Origin of the sequence: Desulfomicrobium macestii, assembly GCF_014873765.1 — a bacterium.
GTDB lineage: Bacteria > Desulfobacterota > Desulfovibrionia > Desulfovibrionales > Desulfomicrobiaceae > Desulfomicrobium > Desulfomicrobium macestii.
Genome location: NZ_JADBGG010000030.1, coordinates 49,178 through 56,819 on the forward strand (window position 1 = coordinate 49,178; position 7,642 = coordinate 56,819).

Below are 7,642 nucleotides of genomic sequence, written 5' to 3' on the forward strand. Positions count from 1 at the left end.
GGAATTTTATTTTGAGCTAGTATCAGACCAGGAATGTATGACACAAGCAGCGTGTGATTATATGGTTCACCTTTCAGATGAGGGATGTCTGACAAGGGCTTGTCATGTTTTGCGCTCCCGCAGCCTTACTGGATAAACACCTATGGAGAGTCTTTAAGACGGCAAAGCCCCTGCAAAGAATTATATACGCCTGATAGAATAAAAATGAACCGCTGTCATGCTTGACTTTAATATCAATAATCAGATTGATTCCAATCTGGGACTCTGTTTATGATTGCATAACAGGAAAACAGGGGGTCAATTTTGGACTGCTTCCTGTGTCACGATTCCGTGTCATGACAATTTCCCATCATCCAGTTCTTTTTGTGTTTCACTTTTCGTCCTGTTTGCTTCGTGTCATCTTTCATGACAACAGTGACCATTTTCCGGCCGCATTGCCGGATGCCTTCGCGCCTGGCCTTTCGGCGGGCTTTCCTGCTCAATTCCTTGCCGTCAATCTGCATGTCTTTTAATCCTTTCCTGCTTGAAGATTCCCGGTAGATGGTACTGGACCCGGGTTTTCGTGGCCGTGTTGATTCATTGAGGGGATTTCAGTCGACCGCTTCGAGAAACGTCGCGTTGTATTCTGGAACGTGTTTCATAAAAAGGATTACGGAATCGGCGGGCTTTTTTTCAAGCAAACGATCATTTTGGGCGCGGAATATTTGGCCGGCAACCAGTCCTTGCTGCAATCCTGCTTGAAAAAATTGACTATGTTCCCGCTAAGATGTGGAAGTCAGCAGAAATGGCAGCAATTGGGGCATTCTGAAGCTTGCCGAATTTAACTTTTCTCTTGTGTCTGACATTGTCGGTATGGCAGGCACCTCATTGAAGGCATAAAGAGAAGTACAATACTCCCTGAAATCTCGACCTCGCACGTAGACAGGAAACAACGCAAATGATTGATTCGGCAAACACCTCGTCCAGAAGATTGCTTGAGGAGCTTGAAGAATGTGTGTCTCTCGGTCCTCATGGGCAGGAGCGGTCAGCGTTTGTCAGATTCGTTTTGTCCGGCAGGGACGATGTTTCCCTGGAAGACATCGCCCGGCATGTTCGCAGCGGCGCGAAGCCTCTCCTGAGGAGCCTGCAGAAATACGTTTCCTGGGGTAATGATGAGAAGGTTGAGGAGGTGGAGGCCTGGTTGTCCACATTACCTGAAGTGTCTGTGAATGACATCACCCGTGCGAAGCAACTGGGACTCGAAATCCGCAAAGCCCTTAATGCTTTCGAAAAATTTCTTGCAACAACGCCCGACGAGAAGAAAGTCGCGGAAAAATACTCCCAGTTGCTGAATAAATACCCGTTTCTGTCAGCAAAATTGAAAAAAACCATGGAGTATCAGAAAAACAGGAAAAAACGCCTGGAGCGTAACCAGGCCTTCCGCAAGACCGGAAAGCCCTTGTCCTCGGTTGTCTCCGGTAGGTCTCACGCCATCCAGACCCTGGATCCTTGTCCAGTATGGGATCTCGTCATCGACGAATCCGGCATGGAGTTCGAAGCTGGTGCCAAAGGTGCCCAGGCCGGCAAGGTTGTGGGCCTATTGGTCCCCCGGGGGAGCGATCTTCCCGCGCTAAAGGGTTTTCATGCAGTTTCAGCCACACCCGAGGTGGTCGATCAGGCCCTGCAGGCGATACTGGATCGCCCGGTCGGAGTGTTCGGCATTTCCGTAACTGACATCCCGGAGGCCGACGGCGAGAGGTGGATGGATGGGGTGTGCGAGGTTGTCCACTGGGTCTGGCAACTCTTGCCCCTCGACACTCAGACATTGCACACCGAATTACACGTGCACGTAGAAAACCGTGGCGACTACGAGGCCCGCCTGGACCTCAAGGCCCTGGAAAGGGAACTGCTGCGCCAGTGGGCTCGCATCGACGCTTCCCGCAAGGTGGAGCTCTCGATGTCCATCGCGCCTAAGGACGGGCATGACTTTCTCGGCTATGTAGATGCCGTCGCGTTCACGTGGGGAAGTTCAGCGCAAGAGAGCAGAGAGCGCCTGAGGCGCAGCGCCTTGGTCGGGGAATGCCTCCAGAGCATCGGGAGTGGCAGAAAACTGCGTGATCTGCGTGACTTCTATGCCCGCCCGGAGTTGCTGGACGGAGAGTACTGGAAGTGGCTGAGCGGTCTGCCAGGCAGCGATCGTCCTGAGAGCCTGAGCGGGCATCTGTTGGGCCGACTTGCCACGTACTGCTCCAATAACCCCACAAAATGGGACGAATATGTAGGAGCCCTGTTTGAACATCTGGACAGCAAGGCCCTGGATTTGCAAATTCTTGGACGCCAGTGCGCTTGGCTGGCGCAGTGTCGCCCGTCGGGAAAGACTTTGCCCGCCGCCATGGAGCTCATGTGGAACGTAGCGCTGTTGGCCAACGCAAATCATCTGGGCAAGACGGAGTGTCAGGATTCGATAAGGGTGATAAAGTCTGCCGGAGACAGGCTGCTCGATGAGGACGCAAGGCTCGTATGCAAGGCCGATCTACATCTGGCAGTGCAGGCCACCAACCGTTTTGAGTTCGATGAAGCATCTCGTTTCATGGAGCGCTGGCGGGGAATGCCTCGTCTGGAAGCCATATTTCGCGAAATGGGGTTGGCCCCGTCCCAGTTCATGCAGTATGCTGAACTGTCAAACATGACCATCGGGCTTCAACTGTCTGGCCGGGTGAAGAGTTCGCTGGGCCAGCATCTGGCTTTTGAGGGTCGTCTGGCGGAAGCTCGGGAAATGTTCGAACTGGCACTCAGGGATTTTGAGAGACTCTCCGACCCTGTCTCGGCAGCCCGCGACAAGGAGCAGACAGGCATTTATCTGGCTATTGCGTCCATGGATGATCCAGACTGCGCCCCGACGGAGGTCACCAGGCTGGTGGAGTCGGTACTGGGTCCTGTTAACTCTGCGATAGAGGCTTTGGCTTCGAACACCAAGGTCCAGGATAAGTACAAGCACCACCTTCTGGTGCGCTACCTTGTCCAGAGCGAAGACGAAAAATCTGCCAAAGATTATCTTCGCTCGGCAAAGAGCATGTCCTATGATTACGGCCATCCTTGGCCTCTTATCCAGTTCTACCGCTGCCTGTTGGCCCGGAAGCATGAGTCTCGGCTATGGCAGGAGACCGCAAAGTCCATATGGGAGCTGGCCTTCGACCCAGACCAAGGGCCGACTGTTCGTTACATCGGTATGTGTCTGGGCGTGGCCCTTGGACTGATCGATGCTTCATGGCCCGTTTTTGCTTCTGAAGTGCAGCAGCTGCGCACTGCCCTTCCGGGAGCTCAGGCTCGCCTGGACCTTCTGGAAAGATATGCGGCGGCTCCCCCGGAGTCGCCGCTTGAGGCTGTTCAGACGCTACTGCCTTTCAATTTTCGATAGCAACGGATGAAGTCGGGCTTGGATATATGGAGTGCCTTCGCAGCGGTTTCTTCCTTGGATGGCATAAGATGACGTGCTTTCGGGGGCGTGAAGTGCAGTCTTGCCTTCGCGTCCAACCGGGATGGTCAAGATCGTGGACATTCTCTCACGCATCTCCGTAGTTTTTTGAAAAACCTGCTATCCGCCTGATATTGCACACTCGGTGAAAATCGATACGTGAGAGAGGTTTTTCGTTGCAAAATTGGATGGTTAGTATATAAATGACTTGTATTGAATGGCATTCAAAATTTCCCGAGGCCCTTTTTTAGGGGTGATCCGTGAGAGCGCCTCCGGCAACCCTTGCAAACCCTAACCTCAGCGGCCCCAGGCTCTGAATGAATGACCCGATTTGAGGGGATTAAGACTTATAGTAGCCTGTCCCTTGTCTGCCTTGGTCCGCACTCTGAATGAATGACCCGATTTGAGGGGATTAAGACTTCTTGAGTGACGAATACGAAACAGAAGACGAGCAGCTCTGAATGAATGACCCGATTTGAGGGGATTAAGACATAAAGATAACCAATGCCGAACGCGAATGCCGTTCTCTGAATGAATGACCCGATTTGAGGGGATTAAGACTTCTCAACGAGCTGGTCCGCTTCGTCCCCGAACAGCTCTGAATGAATGACCCGATTTGAGGGGATTAAGACTCTCGGGCGGACTTGTCTTCGACGAACCATCCGGCTCTCTGAATGAATGACCCGATTTGAGGGGATTAAGACGCGTTGCGCTTGCCTGTATTGGCTCGTTTGTTTCGCTCTGAATGAATGACCCGATTTGAGGGGATTAAGACGTCTTTGTCACGGGCATGATGAGCGCCAGCGTAATCTCTGAATGAATGACCCGATTTGAGGGGATTAAGACCTTTACTCTTGCGCTTGCTTGCGTCGCGTGACGATCTCTGAATGAATGACCCGATTTGAGGGGATTAAGACGGCTGGGTCTGTGCGTTCTGTGTGCGTCTGGACATGGCTCTGAATGAATGACCCGATTTGAGGGGATTAAGACAAATCGAGCATCTCCAAGAATTCGCGTGCGTTCATACTCTGAATGAATGACCCGATTTGAGGGGATTAAGACTTTGTGTGCTGCCTTTTGGCCAAAGCTTTTCAAGTTCCTCTGAATGAATGACCCGATTTGAGGGGATTAAGACCTCCTGAAGGACCAGCGCCAGCTTCTGGCCGGCACTCTGAATGAATGACCCGATTTGAGGGGATTAAGACGGATCGACGTACCCAGCCAGGATGCCGCCGAACGTCTCTGAATGAATGACCCGATTTGAGGGGATTAAGACGCCGCACGGACGCCGGAAGGTCGATCGTCGGGCGCACTCTGAATGAATGACCCGATTTGAGGGGATTAAGACTCAATGTCAACAATGACAGCGTGTCGGCCATACTTGCTCTGAATGAATGACCCGATTTGAGGGGATTAAGACCTGGCACTGCCTCGTAGTTCTCAGGTGTAGATACCGCCTCTGAATGAATGACCCGATTTGAGGGGATTAAGACCCGCTGCGCTTTATTTCTTGCCTTTCTTCTCGAAAGCTCTGAATGAATGACCCGATTTGAGGGGATTAAGACGAAGAACTTTGCGCGCTTGACACGCAGAACCAGTAGACTCTGAATGAATGACCCGATTTGAATGAATGACCCGATTTGAGGGGATTAAGACTTGACGGGCTTGGCTACAGGCTTAGCTACGGGCTTGCTCTGAATGAATGACCCGATTTGAGGGGATTAAGACGCCTTCCGCTCAACGCTCATAAAAAAAGGCGCTGGACTCTGAATGAATGACCCGATTTGAGGGGATTAAGACGTCGGCAGGATCGCCGGTCCAGCATTTGACAAACTTGCTCTGAATGAATGACCCGATTTGAGGGGATTAAGACGTGGGTCGTGATGAGCAAACTGACCTTCTTGCCGGTCAACTCTGAATGAATGACCCGATTTGAGGGGATTAAGACAAAAACTTGACGTTCGCCTCGACCCACAGGACGTATCTCTGAATGAATGACCCGATTTGAGGGGATTAAGACGGGGCCAGGGGCTGCGTTTCGCGGCTTTCGGCCTTGCTCTGAATGAATGACCCGATTTGAGGGGATTAAGACACAGAGCAGACCGCAGAGACACTAACACCGATTTTTCTTCTCTGAATGAATGACCCGATTTGAGGGGATTAAGACCTGATCGTCGGCAACCAGCGGAATGCACCAGTCAGCTCTGAATGAATGACCCGATTTGAGGGGATTAAGACTGCTGCGTGACGGCAATCCTCACGCGGTTGGAGAGGCTCTGAATGAATGACCCGATTTGAGGGGATTAAGACTTGCCCACGAAGAAGCACGGCTGGCCGCTTACCGGATCCTCTGAATGAATGACCCGATTTGAGGGGATTAAGACTTGTGCCGTCTGCGGCCTTGCGGCCTTGTGTTCATCCTCTGAATGAATGACCCGATTTGAGGGGATTAAGACGTTACTTCGCTGGTAGTGTTCTTTTCAATGGTCATACTCTGAATGAATGACCCGATTTGAGGGGATTAAGACTTTTCGGCCAGCGTCATGAATTCGTACCTATCCAGCTCTGAATGAATGACCCGATTTGAGGGGATTAAGACATAGCTCGAAATTCAGTGGGAGAGCTTCGATACCTTCTCTGAATGAATGACCCGATTTGAGGGGATTAAGACTGGATCGCCGTTGACGCCCAGGATTATCGCGTCGCGCTCTGAATGAATGACCCGATTTGAGGGGATTAAGACGGTGTCAGGCGATTACTCGCCGAACACCCAACGCTTCTCTGAATGAATGACCCGATTTGAGGGGATTAAGACATGAATTCGTACCGATTCAGTTCGTAGGGATCCTCCCTCTGAATGAATGACCCGATTTGAGGGGATTAAGACTTCGGGGTATGGAAGGGAGGGGATTATGGACACGTCTCTGAATGAATGACCCGATTTGAGGGGATTAAGACTCGTCGGCGACCAGCGGAAGCCGCCCGTCAGCACGCTCTGAATGAATGACCCGATTTGAGGGGATTAAGACGATGAAGTGCAGATATTCTGCAGTGTCGCACTGCGCTCTCTGAATGAATGACCCGATTTGAGGGGATTAAGACTCTGGCGTTCACGGGTAACGGTGGACTGGGTGGACTCCTCTGAATGAATGACCCGATTTGAGGGGATTAAGACGTCACAAGTCGTTTTATCGTATGCTTCAACGTAGAACTCTGAATGAATGACCCGATTTGAGGGGATTAAGACTTCAGCCCTTCGTGCCACAGCACGGCGTCATCACCTTGCTCTGAATGAATGACCCGATTTGAGGGGATTAAGACTCGTCGGCGACCAGCGGAAGCCGCCCGTCAGCACGCTCTGAATGAATGACCCGATTTGAGGGGATTAAGACCCTGCTTTGCGAAGCAAGCTTTTGATCGCATTCACGCTCTGAATGAATGACCCGATTTGAGGGGATTAAGACATGTGATGCGTTATCAGGCTTGTGCCATTATCATGAACTCTGAATGAATGACCCGATTTGAGGGGATTAAGACCCACACTAGCGTTAGTTGGTTGGACTACCAGAACAATCTCTGAATGAATGACCCGATTTGAGGGGATTAAGACTACGTCAGCCGGCGGGGCTTCTGCAGCCGGGTCATGCTCTGAATGAATGACCCGATTTGAGGGGATTAAGACGTATTATCTTATGCATCGCGACCCTCCCAGTGCTCAACTCTGAATGAATGACCCGATTTGAGGGGATTAAGACCAGCACAACCACCTGCCCGCCGCGTTCGGGGTGAACCTCTGAATGAATGACCCGATTTGAGGGGATTAAGACGGTTTGGTCAAGCAGGATGCCAACAGCGATGGCGCACTCTGAATGCATGACCCGATTTGAGGGGATTAAGACAAGAAGAGGCCGTTCGAGTTGGGGTATGTGGTCAGAACTCTGAATGCATGACCCGATTTTAGGGGATTAAGACATCAGCCGGTCCACCTCGGCGCGGGCGGCAAGATATGCTCTGAATCCATGACCCGATTCGAGGGGATTAAGATTGATGCTATGCGTCACAAACGAAGTGCCATTCGCCCTCTGGTGGTTGGTGTGACTGGGCACCCTAATAGCGCCACCGATGGGCACCTTAATGACGCCAGCAAACATGAGAGATTTTCGCTCGGACGACCTCGTCTGGTTATGT

At 51.6% G+C, this 7,642-nt stretch carries 2 protein-coding genes and 1 CRISPR repeat array; of the genes, one reads left to right on the plus strand and one right to left on the minus strand.

Features of this window, described 5'->3' with window-relative positions; all coding sequences use genetic code 11:
- Window positions 1-320 precede the first annotated feature (320 nt).
- Window positions 321-503, minus strand: coding sequence for a hypothetical protein (locus H4684_RS16315; RefSeq protein WP_192624566.1), 183 nt, complete (start codon window positions 501-503; stop codon window positions 321-323).
- 434 nt (window positions 504-937) lie between these two features.
- Between H4684_RS16315 and H4684_RS16320 the strand changes: the two genes are divergently transcribed.
- The gene (locus H4684_RS16320) at window positions 938-3,397 is read left to right on the plus strand and encodes a hypothetical protein (RefSeq protein ID WP_192624567.1); all 2,460 of its coding nucleotides are present in this window, start codon (window positions 938-940) and stop codon (window positions 3,395-3,397) included.
- A gap of 368 nt (window positions 3,398-3,765) precedes the next feature.
- A CRISPR array of direct repeats spans window positions 3,766-7,499; the repeat unit is 36 nt; unit sequence CTCTGAATGAATGACCCGATTTGAGGGGATTAAGAC.
- The last annotated feature ends 143 nt before the right edge of the window (window positions 7,500-7,642 follow it).

Excerpts from the sequence above, each read along its gene's own strand:
- H4684_RS16320 (WP_192624567.1), top strand. The coding sequence starts at position 938 with ATGATTGATTCGGCAAACACCTCGTCCAGAAGATTGCTTGAGGAGCTT.
- H4684_RS16315 (WP_192624566.1), bottom strand. The coding sequence starts at position 503 with ATGCAGATTGACGGCAAGGAATTGAGCAGGAAAGCCCGCCGAAAGGCC.